The sequence below is a fragment of the Caballeronia sp. LZ016 genome, assembly GCF_031450805.1.
Taxonomy (GTDB): Bacteria; Pseudomonadota; Gammaproteobacteria; order Burkholderiales; family Burkholderiaceae; genus Caballeronia.
On record NZ_JARTVY010000001.1, the window covers coordinates 1499601 to 1524548 of the forward strand.

Here is a 24948-nt window from a genome sequence, read left to right on the forward strand (position 1 = left end):
TCAGCGCGGCTGCCGGCCCACGGCGGGCACCGACAGATAGGCGAAATGCTTGGCCTCGTTGCGCCCGCGCGTGACCGTGTCCAGAACGATCCCGCAAGTCAGCAGAATGGCGCCGAAGATCATGAGACCGCTGCTGAGAATCACCGTGGGCACGCGCGGGACCAGGCCCGTTTCGAAGAAAGTTTCGAACACCGGAATGGCCATGCCGACGGAGAGCAACGCGCACAAGAAAAAGCCAGTCGAGAAGAAGGCGAGCGGCTTCTCGGTCTTGAACAGCTTGAGGATGGTCATCAAAATCCGGAAGCCGTCGCGGTACGTATTGAGCTTGCTTTCCGAGCCCTCCAGACGCGACTTGTAACTGGTTTCCCGTTCAGCCACCGGCATTCTCAGGCTCAGCGCGTGAACCGCCAGTTCGGTTTCGATTTCGAAGCCTGCGGAGTGAGCCGGGAAACTTTTCGCGTAGCGGCGCGAGAAAACGCGATAACCCGAAAGCATGTCGCGAAAGGTCTTGCCGAAAATGGTGGCGGCACAGCGCGTGAGCAGGACGTTGCCAAAGCGATGGCCCAGCCGATAGGCGGTTTCTTCATCGCTCAGACGCGAGCCCACGACCATGTCGAGGTGTTTCTCGACCAGCAGTTCGACGAGCGCGGGCGCGGCGAACGCGTCATAGGTCGCGTCGCCGTCGACCATGACATAAACGTCGGCTTCGACATCGGCGAACATTCTGCGCACCACGTTGCCCTTCCCCTGAAGCGGCACCGCGATCACTTCCGCGCCCGCCTCACGCGCCACGCGAGCGGTGTGGTCCGACGAATTGTTGTCGAATGCGTAGATCTCGGCCGTCGGAAGGCTCTGCCTGAAGTCACGTACCACGGTCGCGATGGCGGCTTGCTCGTTATAGCAAGGAATGACGACCGCGATGCGCGGGAAATGTTTTTCGCCTATGTCCATTCGCGGGATTATTGCATACCGCACACGCGATTATTGCGGCTGCCGGTGACTGCGCGCCGCGAAAGAAGTGAACGCGATTGCGAACAGAATCCAGCCGATCACGAACGCGGCCCACGCCCAGCCGATGAACGGCGGCGCGAATTCGAAGCGGATGGTCGAGCGTCCGGCCGGCAGTGCGATGCGCTGGAATATCTCGCCGGTCTGCGCGATCGGCGTTGCTTCGCCGTTCACGGTCGCGCGCCAGCCTCGCATGAAGAGTTCGAGGCGCGTCACGGACGAGGCGGCGGTGCAGTCGGCTTCGACGCTGTTGCGTGTGTCGGCGACCAGAGTGCATCCCGGCGCGCTGAAATAAGGCGCGGGATTCGCGAGTTCGAAGACGCGCATGACCTTGTCGCTGAAGACCTCTCGCAACGCCGGTTGCGGCGTTTCATCGACGTAGTGCGCGAGCGACGCGAACGCTGGCTGACCGGGCGATTCCTTCGGCGCGAGCACATAGCGGACGCCGACGCGCCGGTAGGCATCGAGATTGGCGATCAACTGATCGGCGGCCGATGGCCCCGCAGAATCCTGACGGCTGCTGCCGGTGAAGAGAATGGGCGGCGCATTGCTGTCGAGATGGCGCTCGACGTAGTCGGTCCAGATGCGCGGAATGGGCAGGTCGTTGTGATTGATCGAAGCGATGCCGAAATACGCGCCGTAGTTCGGCTGCACAGGCCCCAGCGTCACGAATCGCTGAAAGCCGAGGTTTGCTTGAAGGTAATGCACGCCGTCGAGCGCGACGGCGCCGCGCGACGGCGTGCTGAGCGTCGGAATCGCGAAGCAGACGACGGCCTCCAGCACGAGCAGCGCGGCAAGCGCGCGGCGCCGGGTCTCGCCGGAGCGGGAGCGCCACGCGAGCGCGGCCATCGCCAGCAAAACGACGGCGAGGAAGATCGCATTGCCGAGCGCGAGCCGGCCATGAAGACTCAAGCCATGCCGATGCGTCGTCCAGATCGCGGCGATGACCGCGAGGGCGACGAGCGCGACGGCGATTCTGAGCGCGCGCGATGCTCCGTCGCGGGAAAGATCAGTGAGCGCGAACGCGGCGAGCACGCACAGGCTGAACTCCCACGACGGCGGAAGATAGCGAAAGTAAGCCGCGAGCTTCAATCCCGGGACGATCTTCACGATCAGCCCCGAACCCGGAAAGCCGTACGAGATGCCGATGGTCACCAGCACCCAGACCACGAGCATGATTCGCAAGCCGCGAAAGGTTCGGCCCGCAGCCCCGGCGAGCGCGAGCGCGACCAGTGCGCAACCGGCGTAGCCGCCGACGGCGCCCCAGAAACCCGCATGTTCGGAAAAGCTGAAAGATCGCGCCGAACGCATAGGGCGCGAGCAGGCCGACGAGGAAGCCGGGGCTCAGATGAACGGACTCAAACCCGGTGCCTTCGTGTCCGCCCGTGTTGGCGAGCGGCAGAAAATCGAAGAAGGGAACGAGAACGGGCGCGCTGATCGCGAGCGCGGCGATTCCGCCGATCACCACGCGCCGCAGAAAGAGCCAGCGCTCCGCGTAGGGCAGGGCAGCGGTTCGCACCAGCGTCCAGGCGAGGATCAGCAGGCCATTCAGATAGGCGACCTCGGGAAAACCGGCGTAGAGCGAGGCGGCGAGGCCGATCGTCAGGAATGCGTGGCCACCGGCTTTCGCGCGCGCGACGCGCTCACGCAGGATCTCGATGCCGAGCAGCGTGAGGGGTAGGAAGGGAATCGGATTGATGACCGCGTTCGCGAGCCACGCGAACGTGCCGTTGAATTCGAAGGCGAGCGCGGCGGCGACGGCCGCGAGCTTCGAACAGCCGATCCTGCGCAGCAGTTGCCACGTGGCGACGCCCGAGATGACTTGCAGCGCGATATGCATGTAGAACTGGCCGCTTTTCAGCACCAGCAGCCAGGTCAGCGGAAAGAGCGCTGCAGCCTGCATCTCCCCGACGAGCGGCGTGCCCACGCCCTCGAAATGATTCCACCACGGAATGTGCCCGCTCAGGACATCGAGCGCGGCGCGGTGACCCAGCGCGTGGCTCGTGAACGCGATGTTCGGGTCGATGGTGGGAAACGGCGGGAAGCCGCCGAGCGGGCCTGCGCGCAGGCCGTCTGCGAGGCCGGCGTAGAGCAGCGTCGGATCGGCGAGAAGCAGGTCGAATAGCTGCGGCGCGCGCACGAGAACGGGGGCGAGCACCAGCACGCCGACGCATAGCAATGTGTATTTGAGACGGTCGGCGGATTCGTCGATGTTGGTGCTGGGCATGGTTGACGCAGTCGGGATGTTTCGGGGCAGGCGATCCTAGCATTCCGACAGGCGAGCGGGGCTACTTTGGCATCGTGATCCCGGTGACGGTGAGCGTCGAGCTTCGCTGACCGATGGTCACGCGCACCACGTCGGAAGCGGAGCATTCGCGGTCGGTGTAATAGAAGAATCGACGTTTATGGTTGTCGCCATAGTCGACGAGCCAGAATGCGTTGCCATGTCCGAGGAAGGTCCAGAACGGCGCGATGCTGGCGTTGTCCGACGGCCTGTCCGGGGCGAAGCAGAACGTCGTGTCCTTGTTGATGGGGACGTTCTTGATCGCCTGTTGGGCATCGCGAATGCCCGCTCCGTACGGAGACAGCATGAAGTTGTCACGCGTCGGCGCGCCGTTCTCCAGAGAATAAAACATGAGACACACGGTCAGCGCCGACAGCACCCAGGTTCTTCGTTCCCGGGCGCGAAAGACGGGCGCGGCGAAGTTGCTGAACAGCATGAGCGCCAGCATGAGATAAGGGATCGCCAGATAGCCGAGCGTGCGCTGCGCGCCGAGAAAGAAGAGCATGCCGAAGGCAGTGGCGAAACCACCGGCGAGCGGAAGAGTGAGCATGTAGTTCCGTCTCACGTTGGCGAGCGTCAACGCCAGAATCGCGGCGAACAATAGCCGATACCAGGAGCCGATCATTCCTTCGCGCAGGAGGCCGTCATAAAAGCGCGCGCGCGCAATGGAGTGACTCAGTGACAGGTCGAGTTTGTAGTGAACGTTCGCGCTGTGCGAGATGGCGAGTGACCACGCAAGCGTGCACGCGATCAACAGGACGATGACCGTGACGAGCGGGACGAAGCGCTTCACGGGTGCACGGCAATGACGCAGAGCGACGTGAATACCGACGAAGACCAGCGCGAAGAGGGACGATACGTTCGAAAACATCGCCAGGACATAGATCAGCACGGCGCGCACGATACGGGGATTGCCCGCGTTGATTCCGCGTACGGTCGAGAAGATGAACCAGAACGAGAACAGGTGGGCAATGGTGTGTTGCGAATTCGAAATCCACGACGCATGCGGCACGGTCGCCGGCATGTAGAAGTAGATCATGGCGGCAACCGCGGCTATCCACGGATCGAGGTCGAATTCGCGCAGCGTGCGGTAGATCAGCACGCAGACGCCGGCGATCACCACGAGGTTGAGGTAGAAATAGTTGCTGCTGTCCCAGCCCAGCAGATGTGATGTCAAAAAGAAATAGAGGTCCCGCGTGACGGGCCGACCGAAGTTGACCGCTGGGTCGAACAGTTCGGACAGGTTGAGCGTCGAGTAGTGCGGCCAGAATTCGAAGTCGTCTTGAAAGAAGTAAGAGCGGCTGATGATGGTGACGTAAGCCGCGAGGACTAGCACGCAAATGCCGGCACTTGCATAGCAAAGCGATTTTCTGAATCTGTCGAACAGTGACGTGTATCCCAACTCCTATCTCCTTCCGCAGTGGCGCGTGCCCGAGCGTTTGTTTCGCGGCGTCATCCAGAATCAATGCGACCATTCGCCCGTTTGCACGCTCCGCGTCACGCTCTATTGAGCGCGCTGGACAAGGTGCGGGCGCTTCTGTCACAGTGATTAGTTTAGCAAGCGCCCAAGGGAATGTACGATGGCGTGAGTTTCCTTCAAAACGCGCGAGACCGCCACCATACAGACATGCAAACGAAAGGGCGAATCGATTCTCTTGACGGCCTGCGCGGATGGGCCGCGTTGGTGGTCGTTTTCTACCATCTGCTGCCTGCGTTCCTGATCCCCGAGGCGAAGCAGCCGAAGTGGATCATCTTTCCGACCGACGGTGCGCTCGCCGTCTATGTATTCTTCGTCGTCTCCGGATTCTCACTCGCCATCGGCTATGTGCGAACAGGGGATAGGCGCGTGCTGTTGACGCTCGCGGTGCGGCGCTATCTCAGGTTGAGCATTCCCGTTCTCGTGTCCTGCTTCCTGACTTACCTGATGATGTCGGCGAACCTGAATAACGCACCGCATGCGGCGCAGCTACTGGGCCGAACCAATTGGCCGGCGAAGTCGTTCCAATTCCAGGAGTCGCTGCGGGGCGTGTTCGAATTCGCGGCTTTCGGCGTGTACTTCGATTACGTTCCCGCGCTTAGCTACAATCCCGTGCTGTGGACGATGAGCGTCGAAATGGCGGGCAGCTTCATCGTATTCGCATTGCTCGCGTTGCTCGGGACCTCGCGACTCAGATGGCCTCTGTTCGCGGCTCTGTGGCTCGCCTTCTCGGTTGTGCAAAGTCCTTTTTCGGCATTCATTGCGGGCGTCGCCATGGCGGAGATGCATGACAGCCCGTTCATGATCCGCGTCCGCATGACGAAATGGTCCGTGTTCGGCGGCATGGCAATCGTGGTTTGCGTTGCATATGTGGCGACTTTCCATCGCTACCTCTACGCACACACAACAGCCCTTTCCGTTTTAGGGGCAGCCCTGGTCATGGCGTTTTGCACGAGCGAGCGGCTAGCCGAATGGTTGTCCACACGCGTCTCGCGATTCATGGGTGCAATATCGTTTCCGCTGTATCTCACGCACATACCGGTTATTTGTACGGTCGGCGCGATGCTATGGCTGCATCTGCGCGACGATGAAGTGAAAGCCATCGTTGTCACGACCGCGGTCGTCGTTCCGCTCTGCCTTGCGCTTGCGTGGTTGTTTTCGCCGGTCGAGCGCTTCGCCGTTTCATCCAGCAGACGTTTCTCTCGCGCCGTGCTTTCTCGAACAATCTCTGGACGAGCACCGTGATTTTCTTCGAGCGCGCGCAGTGACTGTGGCGCGATCACCTTTGCATCATCAACCGGACTAGAAATGCAGGTAGCGTTGCTTTACACGTTGTTCGCCGCCATCGCCACAGCCGCCAACATCGGCGCGCAGGATCTCACCGCGCGCCTCTACAGCGGCCCGGGGCACATCGTGTTGTCGGTGTTCATGGGCACGGGCGTCGGCCTCGTCGTCAAATACGTGCTCGACAAGAAGTGGATCTTCCGCTTCAAGGCGGAGAACGCGCGTCACGACGCGACCATGTTCACGCTCTACGTGACAATGGGGCTCGTCACGACCGCGATCTTCTGGGGCGTGGAGTTCGCTTTCAACCACATCTTCGGCACGGCCGCGATGCGCTATGTGGGTGCCTGCATCGGACTCGCCATCGGCTATGTCATCAAGTACCGCCTCGACGAGCGCTACGTCTTCCGAACTTTCGCCTGAAGCGACGCGCGTCTGCACACGCGGCGGAAGGCGCGATCAGCGGGCAGGCGTCACCGTCGTATGCCAGGGTCCACCGGGGGCTGCCTGGATGAGATACGTGCCGTTGGGTTGAAGCGTTATCTGCGAGGGCATCGAAGGCGCTCGGAAGCGCGTCGCGCCGTTAGCGAACAGCAGCACGAGAAGCGCGACTGCCGCATAACGCGATCGCCTCGACGGAGCCTTCGCGGCGGCGATTGCAAGGGCCCAGATACCCAGCACGAAAGGCATGAACGTGTATCTGGCGACGCCATCGTAAAACCATTGCACCGGGACCGTGGGGGCGTCGTTTCTCACTACGCCGAGCATCCAGAGGACCACGGCCGTGCCCAGCAAGACGATATTGACCGCACGCCAACGTCGCGCGGGTGACAGCACGCAGGCCAGGACCAGAACTGTCGTAACCAGGGCCGCGTACATCATGGGATGACTCGTTTTAGGAAGAACTTGCGGGATGAAGAAAAGCTCCATCACGAAGTTCGCGAGAAGCGCCTCCATCCACGCGTAGTGAATGTATTCCGCGAACGGATGCCGCGGGTGGCGGTCGTTCGCAAATGCATAGATCGCCAGTTGTGCGAGTCCCGCCAGAAGTACGAGCACGAACGGCGCGACGCGTCGGAGGCCGTCCGTGCGTCGGAACGCCACGATGGCGCCAACGGCCGAGAGAGGAACGAGGATGGCGCTGAAAGGTCCGGTGAGAGACAGAACAATGAAGATGGCGCATCGCGCAGGCAGATAGTCGTTACGCTCACGTCCCAGCGTGTCCAGCAACATAGCCATCAGTAATGGTCCCAGCGTCCACTGCAGATTCGTGAGATTCAGCCAGCTTTCTCCGGTGTGCGGCAATAGAACCGGCGCTAACGCGATCACGAATGCGGCGAGGCGCGGGACATATCGATTGGCTATGACGTAAAGATAGCTGCAGACGAGTGCCGTGACGACCGCGCACGACCACGCGAGAACGACTGCGATTGCCAGCGGATCTCGGGAGAAGGTGCGGTAGGCAAAGACGATCAGTCGCGGGACGACGTGAAGGTATCCCGCGTACGGCATCAGAATGGAATGTGCTCCGAGCTTGTATGCCTGGCCGATGAACACGGTGGCGTCTTCGGCCCAAAGATAGCCTTGCTGCAGCCTCTCCGGCATTCTGAAGAGCAGCACAACGACGGCAATGACGAACGTCAGCACGACGTCGTACGCGAGCGAGTGAGGCGTGCGTTCGCTCTCGCTCGTCGCCGCGCTACGGTTTTCATCCGAGAATTTTTCCATCGCTTTCACCGGCATGGGTGTCGGGTCCGCCATGAATGACGCGCTCGGCACGAACGGGATCTTGCGCTTCTCGGCGGAGAAGATACGTCACGGCGGCGCTCTCGCAACGCGTGAAGATCCGGCGATCCCGCGTGCAGGAGGGCGCGAACGCGTACCGCCACCTGTTTCCCTCGCGCTCTCAAAGCGACGCCCGCTTGAACAGAAACCGCGGTACGTTGCGGATAATAAGCATGATGCCCCACCAGAACCACGGCGTATAAAGCACGTCCTTCTTTCTCTCGACCGCACGCACGATGTCCTTCGCCACCTTCTCCGGCGTCGCGACGAGCGGGCCGGGCAGCGGCAGGCCCTGAGTCATCGGCGTGCTGACGAAGCCCGGCTTGATGTCGACGACATGCACGCCGGCCTTGAAAAGCCGCGCGCGCAGGCCTTCGAGAAACGCCTGCAGCGCGGCCTTGGCGCTGCCGTACAGATAATTCGACGGCCGCCCGCGGTCGCCCGCCACCGATGAGATCACCGCGAGCGTGCCGTGCCGCTGCGCCTCCAGCTGGTTCGCAATCGGCGTGAGCAGCGCGATCAGCGAGAGCGCGTTGGTGTAGAACTCGCGCACCGCGACGGCCGGATCGTTCTGGCACGCGGCCTGATCCGGCAGCGTGCCGGACGCGACCAGCACGATATCGATGGAATCTATCTGCGCCGCGCAGGCCGCGAGCATCGTGGCATGATCTTCGAGCCTGTCGATATCCAGCCGATGCATGCTCGCCGCAGCCGCGCCGCGCGCGGTGAGATCGGCCGCGACCTGCTCCATGCGTTCATGATTGCGCGCGACGAGAAAGAAGCGCGCGCCGTTGGTGGCCCATTCTCGGGCGCAGGCGATGGCAATGGCGGACGTGGCGCCTATGATGACGATGTTCTTCATGTGCCGATCATTCGCTTCCAGAAATGCGACAGCATGGCCGGATCGCGAAGCGATTCGAGTTGCTGCCATTGAGGGTAGGCTGCGCGGAAATCGGCGGCCGACATGTGCGAGTCCTTGGCCGGATAGATGCGGCCACCGGCTTCGTGCACGACGGCGTCGAGCGCGGCGAATAGCTGCGAGTGGCGAACTTCGTGTTGTGGAAAGTCCAGCGCGAGCGAGGTGCCTTCCATCGGAAAGGACAACAGGCCGGGCGAGGCAACGCTGCCGCAGCGTTTGAGCACCGCGAGGAACGAGCCGGCGCCGCTCGATGAAATGCGGTCGAGCATTGCGCGTATTACGTCGGGCGCGTCGGCGGCCGGCACCACGCACTGGTACTGCTGAAATCCCGACGGCCCATAGATGCGGTTCCATTCGAGCAGGCTGTCGAGCGGATAGAAATAGCCGTCATAGCCGACGCGCGAAATCTCGACCGGCTTGCGCTGCCTGCGGTAATACAGTTCATTGAACGCGCGAAGCGTGAGACCGTTGATGAGCGACACCGGCGGCGTGAACGGCACCGTATGCTTCTCGCGCAACTCGACATCGAGCGAGCCGTGGATCGCGTGATCGCCCGCCATGAAGATGCCGCGCCCGAGCGATGGCCCGCGACTCGCGCAATCCACCCACGCGACGCAGTATTCATGTTTCGCGTCGTATTCCTCGGAGAGATCGAAGAACTCGTCGAGCTTGCCGAAGCGGATGCTCGTCACGTCGATGAGACTCGTGCGGATCGGCATCAGCGTGAATTCGGCCCACAGGATGAGCCCGGTCAGCCCGAGCCCGCCGATGGTCGCGCTGAACATCTCCGGGTTCGATTCTCGCGAACATTCCATCAGCGTGCCGTCGCTGCGCGCGAGGCCGAACGCGCGCACGTGACGCCCGAACGTGCCGCGCACGTGATGATTCTTGCCGTGCACGTCGTTGGCGATGGCGCCGCCGAGCGTGACGTATTTCGTGCCCGGCGTGACGGGCAGCATCCAGCCGCGCGGCACGGCGAGCGCGAGGATCTGTTCGAAGGTGATGCCCGGCTCGGCGCGCAGGATGCCGCGCGTCCAGTCGGCGGCGATCAGCCGGTCGAGCGCGAGCGTCTGAAACACATGCCCGGAAGAGGCGAGACAGCTATCGCCGTAACTGCGGCCGTTGCCGAATGCGAGCGTCGTTCCGTGAGCGCGCTGCACGTCGCGCCATTGCGCGGGCGCCGCATCGCGCCAGTAAGCGGCGTGCGGCTCTTGCGGCTGGCGCGGATAACGGCCCCACGACAGAAGTTGGGCCATTGGTTACGTCGCGAGCCAGAACACGAAGCCGCACAACGCGGCGATCAGCAAACTCGTGCGATCGCGCGCCGCGAACACGATGGGATCGTCGTGCATGACACCCCGATGCGCGATGATCCACGTGCGGCTGATCCAGTAGAGCATCAACGGGCAGGTGAGCCAGATTAACTCGGGATGGCGATACAGCGCAGCGGTGCGCTCGTCCTGGATATACAGCGCGAGGACGAGCACGGAGATGTAACCGGACGACGTGCCGAGCGACGATACGACCGAGAGGTCGCTCGACAGATAGCCGCGTCCACGTGTCTTTTCCCGTCCCGACTGCGCCGTGAGACACAACTCCGTGTAGCGCTTGACGAGCGCGAGACTCAGGAAGAAGAACATCGAGAACGCCAGCAGCCAGAACGTCAGGCGCACGCCCGCCGCGGCCGCCCCCGCGATGATGCGCGTGGTATAGAGCGCCGCGAGCACGACGACATCGACCATCACGCGCCGCTTCAGAAACAGCGAGTAGGCGAGTGTCAGCACGTAGTACGCCACGAGAACTGCAACGAAGCGCCACGGCAGGAAGACCAGCGCGATCGTGAAGGAGGCGGCGAGCAGCACCGGGCAGACGGTCGCCCCGAGAAGCAGGGGCAACGTGCCGGCCGCGAGCGGACGCTTGCGCTTCACCGGATGGTGGCGGTCGTCCTGAAGATCGAGAAGATCGTTGAGCAGGTAGACGCTGGACGCGCATAGCCCGAACGCGAGAAAGCCAGTCACGGCCAGCGCGATCAACCGTGGCGCGTCGAGGTGATGCCCGGCAAGCAGCGGCACGAAGATCAGCAGGTTCTTCAGCCACTGATGCAGACGCAGCGCCTTGGCCCACACCCTGAGCGAAGGCGGCGAGCCTTCGAAAGTGCGTTCGACATTGTTATTGCGGCTGGCCGCGCGCACGACGCCCGCATGCGGATTGACGACGTAAGCCCGGTCCGCGGCCTCCCATACGGCGATATCGTCATGCGAATTGCCGACGTAATCGAAGCCGCGCACGCCGTACTCCGCAACGAGCCGGTCGCGCTTCCTGTGCGACGAGAGGTTCGTGTGCTCGTCCGTCGCGAACACGCGGTCGAAAATGCCGAGATGCTCCGCGATGCAATGGGCGAAGGACTCGTGGCTCGCGGTGGCAAGTGCTATGGAGCGGCCGGCGGCGCGCATTTCCTTGAGCCAGCGAACGACTTCGGCGTTGTAAGGCAAGGTCGACACGTCGATCGATACATGCTCGGCGAGCCGTGCCTTCAACGCGGGTTTTCCGCCGCTGGAGAGCCATTGCAGGGGCTTATAGAATTGCTGCGGGAATTTACGCACGAAGGCGAGCCCGCTTTCTACCAGAATATCAGAGTGAATTAGTGTGCCGTCGAGATCGACAACGATCGGCTTGCTCATGCGTCATTCGGAACGGTTGATGGTCAGCCTGCGCCGATGGCAAGGCGTCGTTCCGCAAATGTGTCGGATACGCCCTCTAGCGGCGAAATCTAACACAATTCGTGTCTTTTTCGCCAGATTGCCGCTTGCGCACCGTGAAGGCATCGTGCAAGCCCCCGTTGATCGGGCGAGAAGCGCGTCATACGCGCTCGTGAAGATGGGGAGTCCTTTAGTTCCCGGGAGCGGCGAGGTTATAATGTCCGGCTCGCGGCAACAAATTTCAAGCAGTCCCCGCGAAGTGCCGTCGCGCGGCGAGGGTAATCCTACATTATGAGCTTTACGTACAAACATAACGGCCGCGAAGAAAGGAATCGTCGTGGATAGACGCAAAATCATCGTCACGGTTGGCACCCGTCCGGAAGCGGTCAAGATGGCGCCGCTCATCAAACGGCTTCAACAGGAAGAGTGGGCAGAGTGCCGTGTACTCGCGACGGCGCAGCATCGCGGCATGCTCGACCAGGTGCTCCGCTTGTTCGAGATCGAGGCGGACATCGACCTCGATATTATGCAGCCGAACCAGTCGCTGCCGACTTTGACATCGCGGCTCATCACGCGTCTGGACGAAGTGCTGGAGGCCGAGAAGCCGGATGTGCTGCTTGCGCAAGGCGACACGACAACCGTGCTTACCGCCGCCCTCGCTTGCTTCTACCGGCGCATTCCGTTCGGACACGTGGAAGCGGGCCTGCGAACCGGTGATCTCTCCAATCCGTTCCCGGAGGAGATGAACCGGGTAGTGGCGAGCCGCCTCTCGCGCTGGCACTTCGCGCCCACGCAGAGCTCGAGGGACAATCTGCTCAAGGAAGGCATCGAAGGTTCCTCCATCTACGTGACCGGCAACACCGTCATCGATGCGTTGTTCGAAGTCGCGGAGCGTTGCGACGACGCGTCCCCTTATCACGGGGACAGACGGCTCATTCTCGTGACCTCGCATCGCCGCGAGAACTTCGGCGAGGCTTTCGGAAATATCCTACGCGCCGTCAAGCACGTCGCCGACAACAATCCCGACGTCCACATTCTTTACCCGGTGCATCCGAATCCCAACGTCCGCGACGCCGCCTACCGGCATCTCAGCGGGCACGAGCGCATCACGCTGTGCGAACCGCTCGACTATCTTCCGTTCGTCGCGGCGATGAAGCAGGCATATCTGATCCTGACCGACTCGGGCGGCGTGCAGGAAGAGGCGCCGGCGCTGGCCAAGCCGGTTTTGGTGATGCGCCGGGAAACGGAGCGTCCCGAGGCCGTCACGCATGAAGTCGTGAAGCTCGTCGGTACGGACTTCGACGACATCGTCGGCAACGTGGAACTGCTGCTGAACGATCCGCAAGAGTACAAGCGCATGGCTCGCGGCGTGTCGCCGTATGGCGATGGCCTCGCGTCCGGGCGGATCGTGGATGTGCTGAAGGCTCACTTCGGCGTGTAAGCGCCAGTCAAGGTCTGCGGCGTGCCGAAGGTCTGAAGGCAGATGGACCGGGAAAGCCTGGTGATGACACGCTGCCCGACCGGACGTTCCGATAAACTGCAAGACCCGCCGGGTGCGGCTCGCGGAAGGCGAGCGCGCCGCGCCCGCTGGATTGGTCGATCGGCAATTCGAGGCTGACCTGCGAATCAGCTCCGGAGTTCGAATGCGCCTGCGTTCTCCTGATCGATGCGTTCGCCCGTCGCGTCGTTGATTAACACGTCACCTCGTCGATGACCACGGACCTGTTGCTGCGCGCACCCAAGCAGATGCGGTACGCTCGCTGACCGGCCGGGAACGGAACTTTGATACGCCACTCCGTTTCGGACGCCCGGTACGTCATTCTCCGGTATAGCGAGCGTTTGGCCGAAGCGGACCGGAGCCGTCCTTCGGCTTCCATGACGACACCCACGATCAGACGTTGCCCGAAACGATCAACGGTCTGTACGAGACACAAGACGGAACCGACTCGTCGGCGCGCTTCATGGAGCACGAGGGAATCCGTCGAATCGGCGACGCTGGAACGGGTGGCCTGTTCCGTCGTACGATCGCAGGCCGCCGCAAGTCCCAATTCGGTCACTAAGGATGCAGTTGAACTCTGATTACGCCAACGCAAGCTCAGCTGGATTCATCAGCGTATCTGTCGTCGTCTATCGGCCACACCGTCAACTTCTCGAACGCACGCTTCATACGCTCGATACAGCGATGGATCACTGGTGCGTCGCGAACGACGTCGAGGCCGCGCCGCTCTACATCGTCAACAACGGCACCGACGAACCCATCGACTGGTCGAGCCTGACCGGCAACGCCCGCCTGCAAACGAGCGTCATCGAAGGCCAGGGCAACGTCGGCTACGGCCGCGGCCACAATCTGGCCATCGAACGCACATCGAGCCGTTACCATCTGATCCTGAACCCGACATCGAGCTGGCAGCGACGCGCTCGCCCAAGCGATCGCCTTCATGGACGCCCATCCCGAAGTCGGCCTGCTTTCCCCGCAGATCGTGGAAGACGACGGCAGCCAGCAATACCTTTGCCGCCGCTATCCCGCGCTCGCCGATTTCTTCATCCGCGGCTTCCTGCCGCGAAGCCTGCGCAATCCGTTCCAGAACCGCCTAGCGCGATACGAAATGCGCGACGTCATAGGTGACAAGGCAATCGTCTGGGACCCGCCTATCGTCAGCGGCTGCTTCATGCTTTTCCGCACCGAGGTCCTCAAGAAGCTCAACGGTTTCGACCCGCGCTATTTTCTCTACTTCGAAAACTACGACCTCAGCCTGCGCGCGCACGACGTCGCTCGCGTGGCCTACGTGCCGTCCGTGCGCGTCCTGCAAGAAGGCGCTCGCATACATTGGCGGGTTGTACCGCACCACGGCTTGCCGACATAGATTTCGTCGAATGGCACGTCGTGTTGACGAAGCCATTCAACGGCGATCGGCAACGTGTTTGCATTGATCTTGCCGATGTTGCCTTCGTACTTGCGCATCGAGCGGCTGGTGCAGACGACGATCGTAAAGCCGTCGCGCCTGTAGGGGCGTAGCTGGTCGATCACGGCGTCATTGGGTATCGCGTGCGCATAGCCATCGGGTGCACCCGTGGTGATCGTATGGTCGAGATCCACTATGAGTCTCTTCACCGTCGGCCCTTATCGTCCTGAAGTGCAGATCCATACGGGCAATCAGCCCACGTCGCGCCGGTCGATTTCGATCACCCTGCCATGCTCTAGACGCAGAAGCGATTGCAGTAGGTGCGGATTAGTTCATGATCGTGTGAAGCGAAAACCAAAATGCCAACACTGCTGATAAGACGAGACATAGGTTCCTTCGCTCGCTCTTGGAACTCGGCAGTACCTGCGCCGAAGACTTCATCGACGAGCAGAATGTCGGGGCGCGTAGACGTCGCCACTGCAAACATGAGACGCGTCGCCATCCCTGACGAATACATTACGCACGGGTAATTGCAGGAAGTTGCCGAGCTGCGTAAACTGCCCGATCTCGCTGATACGCTCTTTCGTTTCTGCGATGCTCATGCCTAATGCAATGCATCATTAAATTGGCACCCCGAGTGTGTTTAGATAGCGGTCATGGGCAAAATGAATCTGACCGAGACCGAGACCGAGACCGAGACCGAGACCGAGACCGAGACCGAGACCGAGCAACTGTTGTCGGCGGCGCGCAGCCGAACAGTACGTGCGGCGGACGTACGACGCGCGAAGTTGATCTTGATGCTCGAGGACGGCGAATCGCGCGACAGCACCATGCGCACACTAGGTTGCGACTCGCGCTTCATCGCGCGCTGGTCCGGGCGCTTTCTTAGCGAGCGACTGGTCGGAATGTACGCCGGGCACCCCGGGCGCGCTCCCAAGCAGCCGCCAGCCAAACTTGAGGCGCGGGTGCTCAGCCGCACCCTCAAGCACAAACCCGCCGACGGCTCGGCACACTGGAGCAGCTATAAACTGCGGCAGGACTCGGCGACGTGTCGGTCTCGGCCGTGCAGCGTATTTGGCGCAAGCACGGCATCAAGCCGCAACAACTTGAGCGCCATATGGTCTCTACGACCTGGACTTCGAGGCTAAAGCAGCCGACGTGATCGGGCTTTACCTAAACCCGCCGGCGCACGCAGCAGTGTTCTGCGTCGATGAGAAGACCGCGATCCAGGCAATTGACCGCAAGGACCGGATGCTGCCGCTGTCGCCGGGGCGCGCCGAGAGTCATGGCTTCGAGTACAAGCGCAATGGCACGCTCAGCCTGTTCGCCGCGTTCAATACTGCGACCGGCGAGGTGCTGGGCAAAACGGCGGCAAGCCACACCAGCGAACAGTTTGTGGCGTTCCTAACCGACGTCGTGGCCAGCCAACCCAAACGCAGAGAAATCCACGTCATCTGCGACAACGTTAGCAGCCATAAGACGGAGCGGGTGGCCATATTCGTCAACGCGCATCGCAACGTACGTGTGCACTTCACGCCGACTTACTCGTCGTGGCTGAACCAAGTGGAAAACTGGTTCTCGCGCATCCAGCGTGATGTGATTGCCTGCGGCATCTTCACTTCAGTGAAAGACTTGGATCGCAAACTTATGCACTACATCCGCGAACACAACAAAAATCCGAAGCCGATTAAATGGAAGTATGACGATCCTTCGCGCCGGATCCGCCCGGTGCCGAATCACTGACGCAGTCGACTAGCAGGACGCCCATGCGGGTGACGTTCTCGTAGCCGCTCAATTCGAGGTCGATGCCCGCGCCCAGTTCAAGCACCGTCGCGGTTCTGCCGCGGCGCCTGACTGCGCCGTGCGTCGGTTTGTACACGCCTGCCATCGTCCGCAGCATCGTGCTCTTGCCCGCCCCGTTGTGTCCGATTAGCCCGACCGCATCGCCCTCGCGGAACTCGAAGCTCACGTCGTCGAGTGCGGTCACCACTTGTATGCGTCCAGACTCCGCATCAAGTCTGCCGCCGGTACTGATGCGCACGAGGTTGTTCCGAAGCGATTTCGTTCGATTGTTGTGAACCGGGTAGCGCACGGTCACTCTGTCAAATTGCAGATGCGTCATCGTTAGATCCAGAACGCAATGCGCGAGTGAACGCGATGGAACACGACCAGTACCACGCTCCACCCAACGACCGCCATACCGATGCTTGTCCAGACGATGAAGCCTGGCGGGATCGTGCCGAGAAGCGGATAGCGCAGCAACTCGATCAGGTGCGATAGCGGGTTGAACCAAAGAAGGTGCCGGGTCATCGGCAGAAAATTCGGCCGGTGCATCACTGGGCTCAGGAACATGAGGAGCGGCATCACGGCGGCCACGAGATATTCGAGGTCGCGAATACGCGCGCCGAGAATGTTGGGCAGGAACGCGATCCACGCAAGGTTGGCAGTGACGAGCATCAGGCAAGGTATGAAGAGCAGCGTCGGCCATCCGACGTGCACGTTCATCAGAACGGCGACAACGACGAATACAGGCGCGGTATGAAGTAAATTGATGAAGTGCTTGGTCACCATCTGCGCGGGATGAAGCGATAGCGGCACTTCCATATTCCGGATGATGCCCGCCTGACGATTCAAAGTCGTCGGTGCCTCTGTGATGCAGCCCGAGAGAAACTGCCAGACAATTAGCCCGCTCGTCAGCGCAGGGACGAACGTGGCTCTGACCAGATGGAAGAGCTCGCTCCAGATGTACCCGAGGCCTGCGGTGCCCAGCAGCGTGCCAAGCGTCAGCCGTAAAGGACCCAAGATCGTCCGCTTGTAGCGCGGTCGAACGTCGCTCCATGCCATGAAAAGGACGACGCGGGCAGCGTTAAGCGTTTGCTGAAGTCGCTAACAATAGTCGCGGACGGTTGCACGTCCGTTCTGTAGGTGTCAGCGTTGTCAGTGGCTGTCATCGGTCGCAGGTATCCTTCTAGTGAATCAGTTGGCGCTGCAACGCTGAGAGGTAGTGTTCGAAGCTGAAGCGCGTCTCGCGGATTTTTAATTGGTAACCGACTCGGCAATCGGCGTGGCTAACCGTCCGCGACATGGAGAGGCCGTTTAGTCTGCCCATCGGTCCGCACGGCCTGGTGCTCTCACGCACCCGTCGAGGTCGGTATGTAGAAAGGCGGCGACCTCGTACGCCGAGGAAACGGCTGACGTGAGAATGCTCGCACCAACAACGAGAAAGAAAAAGCGGGGCGTTCGCCCGCAGGGCCGCCTTGACGCTATAAAAGCCGACGTGACGGTAGCATGGCGTGGCACACGCACGATTCCCTTTAGTAAGTGCTAACCGCACCAATATCGGCTCGTTGCACGCACGTGGGACGCTCGACCCACGATGAATGGCTTTAAGTCAGGGACATTGGCCGCCTGGCACAGTCGAGAACAAGCCCACCAATGGTTGTTGAAAGCTTGCCGTCGCCGAAATGGTGTCCCAGAACGCGGCCAGACGGGGAACGGGAACTCAAATCGCCGTTCTATCGCCGACGTGCAACCCCCGCTCATGCCGACCTAGTAAAAAGTATCGGCGCGCTCACGGTCGCTTACCACGAATCTGGTGCGCTGTGCAGCGGAAAGAGATACGTTTTTGTACTTCTTTCCTCAGATTGGGTTATATCATGATATTTCCTCCGGGCACTGTGGGACAAGTTCGCGCCTCACGAAGTGCTTTTACCGCGTGCTGCTCACACTAACCTGCGGGAATGTTCAGAAGCTGCAGACTGCACTTCAGAGCGTGCAGTTGCCTTATGCTTTCTCCAAGGTCAACCGCTAAACTAATCCTCTGTAATAACATGCTGTACGCCGGGAACGACCATGCGGCAACAGGCTAGCTTTCGAAGAGATCGTCGGAGGCCGCGAGCACCGCAGCCGGGCCATGCTCGGGAGCGTATTCACGTAGCACCGTGAACAACTGGACGGGGCTGGAGCCCGATGTACCGATTGTTCGCGCAATATCAATAACCACGCAGGTGCCCGGCAGCGCCGGTCGCGACGAAGGCTGCACGCAAGGCACCTATCGGCGATGCATCGGTATCGAAAGCAAAGCGGCAGCCCTTCCCGGATGAAGGACGTGTGTGCGCTTATTGGTCGAAAGGGGTATCGAAATCGCGAGCTTTCCACCGCCAAATCGGCGCTAAGAAGCGCAACATCCTAGTCACCTATCCGCGTTCCAACGCATCGACCTTAGTGCAACGCACTACATTTCTGTTCGCACAGCGTCCGACGGACGCTACCTTCTTCGGCCGCGCAGTGATCCTGCGATTTGACCATGTGCGCCGTGCCGGAAACTGAGTCCTCCGACAACGGCGTCAACATTGGCTTTGCAAGCAGAACGCAGTTTCCCATCGTCTGAGAACAACTTCGCACGGACAGTGCGAACGTCCTATGCCTTTCGTCGAGGGCGACTCTCGCCAAGCTTGATTCGCGCGGTTCCAAATCGAGGCGACCGTGATGAACAAGCTCGCAAGACGGGAAATCACTTGCACCCTGTGTGCGGATTTCTATATCCCATTCTGTCGGCTCGCGCTGCCGATACCAAAAAGCGCAAAAGGAATTGCTTGGCTCGACGGGCTTACGCCTGCGGTCAAGTAGCCATGCATCGGTTCGTCCGGCGCATGGATCATCAGGCGGCAGTGCTTCCCTGCGCCGGGTGAATCGAAAATCTGATCTCTAAGATCCCGGAAAGCAAAGCGTGCAGTATTCCAACAACCCGGGACGTTCTTCTGATAGGTGAGAACGTCGCGTTTGATGCGACGGTCATGAAGATCCAATTCAACTTTTTACCCCTGTTGGACAATGCAGGGCTGCCTCAGCGGCTCACCAAAGAGCTCGCCGAACTCTTCAATCGGCACCTATCGAAACCCCACAGCACGACGCGCGTCACGTCGAACGCAATCTCCATCAAGACGCAGACCTATCGCGTACGGCATCTGATCGCCGGCTTTCGCGAACTGCGAAAGGGCGGCTTCGCGCTACAGTCGCCTTGGAACCTTTCCGAAAAGCACATCGCGTTTCTCGTGAAGCTTTGGGTCGCGGAAAAAGATCAGGCGCCCGGCACGGTCGAAAACAAACTGACCTACTGGCGCACGCTCGCCGCCTGGATGAAAAAGCACCAGCTCGTGGGCACCGTCGATGACTACATCAAACGCCCCGACGGTTATCGCCGCTATTACGTGGCGCAAGAAGATAAGTCGTGGGAAGCGGCTAACGTTGACGTCAACGAGGTGGTCTCCCGGCTCTGCGAGCATGATCGGTGGGTCGCCATTCAAGTCGAATTGCAAGCGACGTTCGGCTTGCGCGCCCAAGAAAGCATGCTTCTGCGTCCACTGCAATGCCTGCGCGTTTCGGGCCACCTGCACGTCATCGATGGTACGAAGGGCGGCAGGCCCCGGCTCGTGCCGATCGATGCTGAATGGCAATACGAAGTCCTCATCCGTGCAGCGAGGCTCGCGAATCCGCGCACCGGTTCAATGATTCCGGAGCCATGGTCGCTCAAGCGGTGGTACCGCCATTTCTATCACGTCCTCCAGAAAGAGGGCATCACGCGTAGTGGCTTGGGCGTCACGGTTCACGGACTGCGCCACGCTTACCTGCAGAAGATGTACGAGGCTATAACGGAGGTGCCGGCACCGATCAAGCTGCCTGATCATCGGCCCGATCCGGAACTTCATCAAAGGGCCATGCAACAGTTGGTCGAAGCCGCGGGGCATAGTCTTGCAGCGAAGGCGACGGCCTACATCTCGACCTTCGCGACGGCGGAGCGCCTGTCGCGACCTGTCGCGACTTTCGAGCAGGCGATCGCGGCTCTTGATGCGGCGAACGGCGTCAAATCAGAGGCGGCAAAGCGCCTGAAAATCTCACGGCAGGCGCTCTATCGGATACTCGCAAAAGGCGGCCCGTTGGCAACTGTAACGCCTGCAAACGCCGTCGAAAGGGAAGCATCGCCAACATCCGCGCCCAACGAGGTCCTCGAAGGTTCACCGTTGGCTCTGACGATCAACGACGCCACACCGGACCAGCTTTCACTGCTTGCCGAATAGGGCTACCGTCGCCATCCGACGACTTCGCAGTCGTCATCATCGGCGACGGCTTCCGGGGCTGAGACGGAGTTGAGGGTCGACGGTGGTCACGATGAAAGGTAATCAGCACGATACTATGCGCAAGCAAGGGAGAAGCGAAGAAGCCGCGCCCGTGGTCACGCCTGCTTCGGTCGTCGTCTTTCGCGGTAGTCTCGGGCGTGACATCACCGCACTCGTCGCAGTTTCGATGGGCTGCCGGCTCGCGCGATTGCATGGTCGTGCTCTTACCTCGAGACGCCGGAAACTGCTTCCAACTGTCAGGAAGGTCGAAGATAACGAGGCCGCTGCTTTTTCGGATCACCGCCCCTGAGGACTTGAGCCGCCTGCAACGCTGAACAAAGCGCGCTTGCCACTGACGATCACCTTGGCGCGGCGAAGCATAAGTAGGTCGTTGTTTCCCATACAAAAAACCGCTACGGCGCAGTGTTACATTTGGCAAAAATTGCTGAAAGTAACACCGTCCCCCAGCGCTCGCTCGTGCGACTTTGTAAGCTCCTGTGCTCTGGGCGGCGGAAAGACGCTAAAAAACTGTGTCTTTCCGGGGAATGGACTTCATCATGATAATTCCACTTTTTGCGCTGACGTCCGACAGGTCTCGAGCAACACGGCATAGCGGTCCGGGGTGCTACCGCATCCGATTCGCCTTGCCGATGCACTAGTCGAGCTTCAAGATTGCGGTGTCGCCCGTGAGCGGACGCGAGCGTTGCAAGGCGCCAGTTTGCGTGCGTATTCGATCTATTGCGATCTTTGTGCGATTGGTATGACCAAGACAATATCGCAATATCATCCGTTTTTCCGCTTAAAATCAGCCGGTTGCCTGCCGGTCCGACTGAGAAAAATGCGCTACATCATGATGAAGTCCCGCTGACTTTTTAGGCAAAGTACCGATTATCGCGAGCGACACGGGGCGAGCCTCATAGAAGCATCGACGGTCGCTGGATTGGCCCACAACCAAGTACCGCACGCTTTCGATAGACCTCGCCGACGTTCATCGGCTGCGCGACCGGTTCGCTCAGACGGAGAAGGGGAGAGAAGGCGGTCAACGCCCCCAGCTCGGTCAAGGTCGGTAAGCCGGGGCAGCGCTCGCGCCTTGTCTGCAACAGCGGACAGCTACCGTACCGCGCGATACGAGAGTTTGTCGCAATGTCTGCGAGACACCCCTCGTACCGTGCTGCCCTCATGAGCACAACAGCCAGAGGCTGGCACGTCGCGGTCAGCTTTGCGTTCCGCCTAAGCTCAGGAAGTCTCAGAGACTAACAAAGACCACTTGGATGAAGCGCGTCATCTTACGGCTTCTGTTGCCTGCAGAAAGCTCGTAACAGGCCGTTATTACGATCTTTGCTATCGGCTGTGTGTATGCGATGAAACTGAGGCGCGGCGAAAGGAGAGCAAGATGATTGGAAAAAAAAGGGCGTATCGGTTCCTCAGCCGCCGCAGTTGCTGGCGACTAGCGATGCTTTACCGAGAGGGACTTGCTGATGGGAGATGGACGACGCAACTTGGCGCACTCAGTACGCTCGGCGTAAGCCAAGGCGACTTATCGTTGGCGCTGCAGCTTGAGAAATTGCCGGAACCGATCGTTGATCTTTTTGAAGATCGCATTGAGATCAGCAGCCACACCGTTCGTGTTATTCGCCACACGATCATCCACGACGGTCTGAGCACCGTGCTTAGTCGTGTGCAGCGTAGTGGCGTTCCTAGTAAGACCCTGTCGAACAAGGGAGTGTTGCGTGTCATAAAGGGCCAAGCGTTGGGGTCAAAGAAGATGCTGCGTCGGTCGGGACAAGATCTAGAGAAGATCGTTGCCCGGCCGCTGGATCTGCCCGCGCACATCGCTGAGCGGTATTACCTCGGCGTAAAGCAGGGGGAATGGGACAGTTTCAGTGCCTGCGCGAAAGCACTGCACATATCCCGGCGAAACATAAGCGACGCCGTTGCGATCAGCGAGCTGCCGGTTTCCATTCGCCATCTTTTCGGTGTGCAAGCGCTTACACTCTGCGTCGGGCGAAAGCTTCTCGCGCTTAAGCGCGAACTGGGGATCGACGAACTGCTGTTGCGGGCACTGTGTAAGGAATCGATGTTAGATGTGGTCGGCCGAACAGCCGACAACATCTTGCTAGAACTGAACGATGAGGATATTGGGCCTTTGGACCTCAGGCGGGTGCGCATCAAGAAGGGACGCGGTTCAAATCGGCTCGTCATCGAATGTAAAGATGCCGCACTGCTTTTTAGGTACCGGCATGAGATGGAAGGAGCGATCCACAAGGTGCTTAGAAGGCGTCTCCGCGATCCGGAATCCTTTGAAGTCATCCGCGACTCGTTGGGCACGCGGCGGTCAGTTCTTCCTCGTTGAGGCGGCTTGCAGAGCATGTATCGGCCGCGTTCATCTAAATCGGCGTCGACCGATGCACAAGGTCACGTCCTGTCGGTGGGTGGGACTCGCGCCACTGACCTTGGCCAGCGCGCGCAGTTGCTGTTGAAACGGCGACCGCCCTTAGCGTTAGGTCAAGTAGCGAACTCTGATTGGACAGCGTCAAGCAGCACGGCCGGTTTACCGACAACCATCTTGGCCGGTCGACCGGGATGATTGTCGGTCGTTATCCGGTCATGGTTGTCGCTCCTTGTTGATGTTTGTCGCTGGAGGATTGTCGGCGCCGGTTGTTCTGTTTGTCGCTGGCTGCGCGACGACGGTAGCTTTCGACGTTCATCTCGAAGATCGTCGAATGGTGGACGAGTCGGTCGATCGCAGCGACAGTCATGCCGGGATCCGGAAACACGTTATTCCATCCCGAGAAGGGCTGGTTGGCCGTGATCAGAAGGCTGCGGCGCTCGTATCTTTCGGCGATCAGCTCGAACAGGACGCTTGTTTCGGCCTGGTCCTTACGGGCGTACGACAGGTCGTCGAGGATGATCAGGTCGAAGCGGTCGAGCTTGGCAAGAGCTGAAGGCAACTGCAGGCTCTGGCGCGCAGCCTGCAGCTTCTGTACGAGCTCGCTCGTACGCGTGAACAGCACCCGGTAGCCGGCGTCAATCAACGCGTGTCCGATGGCCGAACCTAGATGATCTCGTACCGACTGTCAATGCGTGTTCGCAACGTCTTAGCGCGACTCTACGCCGGTTCTGGCATAGGCTGGTTGCGGCGAGACTGGCGGACCTCGATCGGCACTTTAAATTGCGCAGCAACGATACGTTTGCCTTCTTGGACGGTAATCGAGTTACCGTCCTGATCTCGGAGCACATATGGCTCACCGGTCTTCAGCACGGGGTAGATCCGGTTGATCAAACGTGTAGCAACAGCGCAGAGGGCCTGTTTGTGGTGATGCCCTTTGTTCACCATAAGACGCCAGTACACAGCGGCAAGGTCGGGATCAATCTTGCGCGCAACGTCGGCGGCGATATACAGCGCCCGCTTGACGCGATCGCTTCCGCTTTTTGTCAACCTCTGCCCGGGCTTATCTAGGCCGCCCGACGAATTTCTGGTCGGGAACATGCCGCAGAAGCCTCGGATGTGATCCTCGTTACGGAAGCGTTTTGCGTAGCCGAGCACGCCGATGAGCAAGGGAGCCAGGGTCGCACCAATGCCAGGGATCGATCGAAGTGCGTTGGACGGATGCACGCGCTGATAGATTTGCTCCACCTCGCGCTCGATCGCGCTCACGTGACGATCCCATAATCGCAAACGTTCGACCTCCTGTGCCACCTCAAATTGCAAAGCGACGAAATCGACGCTATCACCATGGAGTTCAATGGTTTCCTCGGCAGCAGACTTAAGTTTCTCGACCAGCGAATCAATAAAGGGGCCGCTCTTGGGATGATTGCCTGATGCGTGTCGCGCCAAGAATCGAGCAAGCACGTCACGTCGCATAGCGACAACCTTGCGAGGATCGAATAGCTCGTCGAGAATTGCCAATGTGAGTTGCGTCACCGTGTCGGGTAACACAGGCTCAAGTGCTGGGCAGGCCCATCGGATCAGGTCAAGAACGCGGCGCCGCGCGGAACATACCAGCTCCTGATAGCGGTGACGCTGTTTAGTCAGTCGTTGCAGAGAATGTTGCTCGGGCACTGGCACATGAACTGGATCAAGGCCACGACCACCAAAGCCGGGTATTGCGCCTAACACATGCGCATCGGCCGCATCAGTCTTGGCATGCTCGCTAAGGTATTTGCGCAACGCCTTCACGCGTTGCCCCTTGACTCGAATGACCTTAATTCCGGCACGCTGCAGCCAGTTTGCCACCGGAAACCATGCCATGCCGGTCGGTTCCATTACTGCGGTGATCAGCGTGTCCGCACTGACACCGTTCTTGACGGCTGACACGAAACGCCTGAGATCGGTTGACGTCAAACGGAAGCGGATCGGTTTGCCAATCGCACGTCCATCATCGAAGATTTGCGCGACCTGTACTGCGCTGATTGCCAGATCGATGCCAACAGTTCGGTGATGCACCGGTGCATTGTTAATAGAAGCCATGA

General features: G+C 60.3%; 18 protein-coding genes and 2 pseudogenes. 7 read left to right on the top strand and 13 right to left on the bottom strand.

Going from position 1 to position 24948, the window contains the following annotated elements; translation table 11 throughout:
• The 4 genes from P9220_RS07170 to P9220_RS07185 form a co-directional block, all read right to left on the bottom strand.
• Complete coding sequence (locus P9220_RS07170; protein ID WP_309764213.1) at nucleotides 1-951, bottom strand: glycosyltransferase family 2 protein; 951 nt, start codon at nucleotides 949-951, stop codon at nucleotides 1-3.
• A gap of 30 nt (nucleotides 952-981) precedes the next feature.
• Entirely contained in the window at nucleotides 982-2118 is a 1137-nt protein-coding gene (locus P9220_RS07175; protein WP_309764214.1) for a hypothetical protein, read from the bottom strand.
• Entirely contained in the window at nucleotides 2018-3166 is a 1149-nt protein-coding gene (locus tag P9220_RS07180) for a hypothetical protein (RefSeq protein ID WP_309764215.1), read from the bottom strand. Before P9220_RS07180 ends, P9220_RS07175 begins: the two co-directional genes overlap by 101 nt.
• A 130-nt stretch (nucleotides 3167-3296) precedes the next feature.
• Nucleotides 3297-4628 (bottom strand): hypothetical protein, encoded by a 1332-nt coding sequence (locus tag P9220_RS07185; protein WP_309764216.1) that lies wholly within the window; start codon nucleotides 4626-4628, stop codon nucleotides 3297-3299.
• 291 nt (nucleotides 4629-4919) lie between these two features.
• On the opposite strand from P9220_RS07185, the gene P9220_RS07190 reads away from it, so the two are divergent.
• Both P9220_RS07190 and P9220_RS07195 read left to right on the top strand, forming a co-directional pair.
• A complete protein-coding gene (locus tag P9220_RS07190) occupies nucleotides 4920-6014 on the top strand; it encodes an acyltransferase (RefSeq protein WP_309764217.1) in 1095 nt (364 codons plus the stop codon).
• A gap of 63 nt (nucleotides 6015-6077) precedes the next feature.
• On the top strand, nucleotides 6078-6476 hold the full coding sequence (locus tag P9220_RS07195; protein WP_309764218.1) for a GtrA family protein: 399 nt from the start codon (nucleotides 6078-6080) through the stop codon (nucleotides 6474-6476).
• Nucleotides 6477-6512: 36 nt separating this feature from the next.
• Here P9220_RS07195 and P9220_RS07200 read toward each other — a convergent pair whose 3' ends face one another.
• The 4 genes from P9220_RS07200 to P9220_RS07215 form a co-directional block, all read right to left on the bottom strand.
• Nucleotides 6513-7814, bottom strand: a complete 1302-nt coding sequence (locus P9220_RS07200; RefSeq protein ID WP_309764219.1) for a hypothetical protein — start codon at nucleotides 7812-7814, stop codon at nucleotides 6513-6515.
• A 145-nt stretch (nucleotides 7815-7959) separates the two neighbouring features.
• The gene (locus P9220_RS07205) at nucleotides 7960-8700 is read right to left on the bottom strand and encodes an SDR family oxidoreductase (RefSeq protein ID WP_309764220.1); all 741 of its coding nucleotides are present in this window, start codon (nucleotides 8698-8700) and stop codon (nucleotides 7960-7962) included.
• Entirely contained in the window at nucleotides 8697-10013 is a 1317-nt protein-coding gene (locus P9220_RS07210; RefSeq protein WP_309764221.1) for an FAD-binding oxidoreductase, read from the bottom strand. The genes P9220_RS07205 and P9220_RS07210 overlap by 4 nt, the downstream gene beginning before the upstream one ends.
• A 3-nt stretch (nucleotides 10014-10016) precedes the next feature.
• Entirely contained in the window at nucleotides 10017-11438 is a 1422-nt protein-coding gene (locus P9220_RS07215) for a UbiA family prenyltransferase (RefSeq protein ID WP_309764222.1), read from the bottom strand.
• Between the two features lie 355 nt (nucleotides 11439-11793).
• Here P9220_RS07215 and wecB point away from each other — a divergent pair, with 355 nt between their 5' ends.
• Nucleotides 11794-12897, top strand: a complete 1104-nt coding sequence (wecB, locus tag P9220_RS07220) for a non-hydrolyzing UDP-N-acetylglucosamine 2-epimerase (RefSeq protein ID WP_309764224.1) — start codon at nucleotides 11794-11796, stop codon at nucleotides 12895-12897.
• 654 nt (nucleotides 12898-13551) lie between these two features.
• Here wecB and P9220_RS27035 read toward each other — a convergent pair.
• The gene (locus P9220_RS27035) at nucleotides 13552-13896 is read right to left on the bottom strand and encodes a hypothetical protein (RefSeq protein WP_404980360.1); all 345 of its coding nucleotides are present in this window, start codon (nucleotides 13894-13896) and stop codon (nucleotides 13552-13554) included.
• On the opposite strand from P9220_RS27035, the gene P9220_RS27040 reads away from it, so the two are divergent.
• Both P9220_RS27040 and P9220_RS07230 read left to right on the top strand, forming a co-directional pair.
• Nucleotides 13895-14320 carry a hypothetical protein gene (locus P9220_RS27040; protein ID WP_404989529.1) on the top strand — a complete coding sequence of 142 codons (426 nt, stop codon included), beginning with the start codon at nucleotides 13895-13897 and terminating at the stop codon, nucleotides 14318-14320. The two genes, P9220_RS27035 and P9220_RS27040, sit on opposite strands and share 2 nt — an antisense overlap.
• Before the next feature lie 695 nt (nucleotides 14321-15015).
• Nucleotides 15016-16102: pseudogene (locus P9220_RS07230) on the top strand (IS630 family transposase).
• Here P9220_RS07230 and P9220_RS07235 read toward each other — a convergent pair.
• A complete protein-coding gene (locus tag P9220_RS07235; RefSeq protein ID WP_309764225.1) occupies nucleotides 16047-16481 on the bottom strand; it encodes an ATP-binding cassette domain-containing protein in 435 nt (144 codons plus the stop codon). The pseudogene P9220_RS07230 and the gene P9220_RS07235 overlap by 56 nt on opposite strands.
• Before the next feature lie 2 nt (nucleotides 16482-16483).
• On the bottom strand, nucleotides 16484-17203 hold the full coding sequence (locus tag P9220_RS07240) for an ABC transporter permease (protein WP_309764226.1): 720 nt from the start codon (nucleotides 17201-17203) through the stop codon (nucleotides 16484-16486).
• A gap of 1952 nt (nucleotides 17204-19155) precedes the next feature.
• Here P9220_RS07240 and P9220_RS07245 point away from each other — a divergent pair.
• Both P9220_RS07245 and P9220_RS07250 read left to right on the top strand, forming a co-directional pair.
• Nucleotides 19156-20436, top strand: a complete 1281-nt coding sequence (locus P9220_RS07245; protein WP_309764227.1) for an integrase domain-containing protein — start codon at nucleotides 19156-19158, stop codon at nucleotides 20434-20436.
• A gap of 1432 nt (nucleotides 20437-21868) precedes the next feature.
• Nucleotides 21869-22828, top strand: a complete 960-nt coding sequence (locus P9220_RS07250) for a hypothetical protein (RefSeq protein WP_309764228.1) — start codon at nucleotides 21869-21871, stop codon at nucleotides 22826-22828.
• A 244-nt stretch (nucleotides 22829-23072) separates the two neighbouring features.
• Here the strand turns inward: P9220_RS07250 and P9220_RS07255 are convergent.
• Both P9220_RS07255 and P9220_RS07260 read right to left on the bottom strand, forming a co-directional pair.
• A pseudogene (locus tag P9220_RS07255) lies at nucleotides 23073-23543 on the bottom strand (ATP-binding protein); the annotation flags it as partial.
• A 41-nt stretch (nucleotides 23544-23584) separates the two neighbouring features.
• A complete protein-coding gene (locus tag P9220_RS07260; protein WP_309764229.1) occupies nucleotides 23585-24946 on the bottom strand; it encodes an IS110 family transposase in 1362 nt (453 codons plus the stop codon).
• Between the last annotated feature and the right edge of the window lie 2 nt (nucleotides 24947-24948).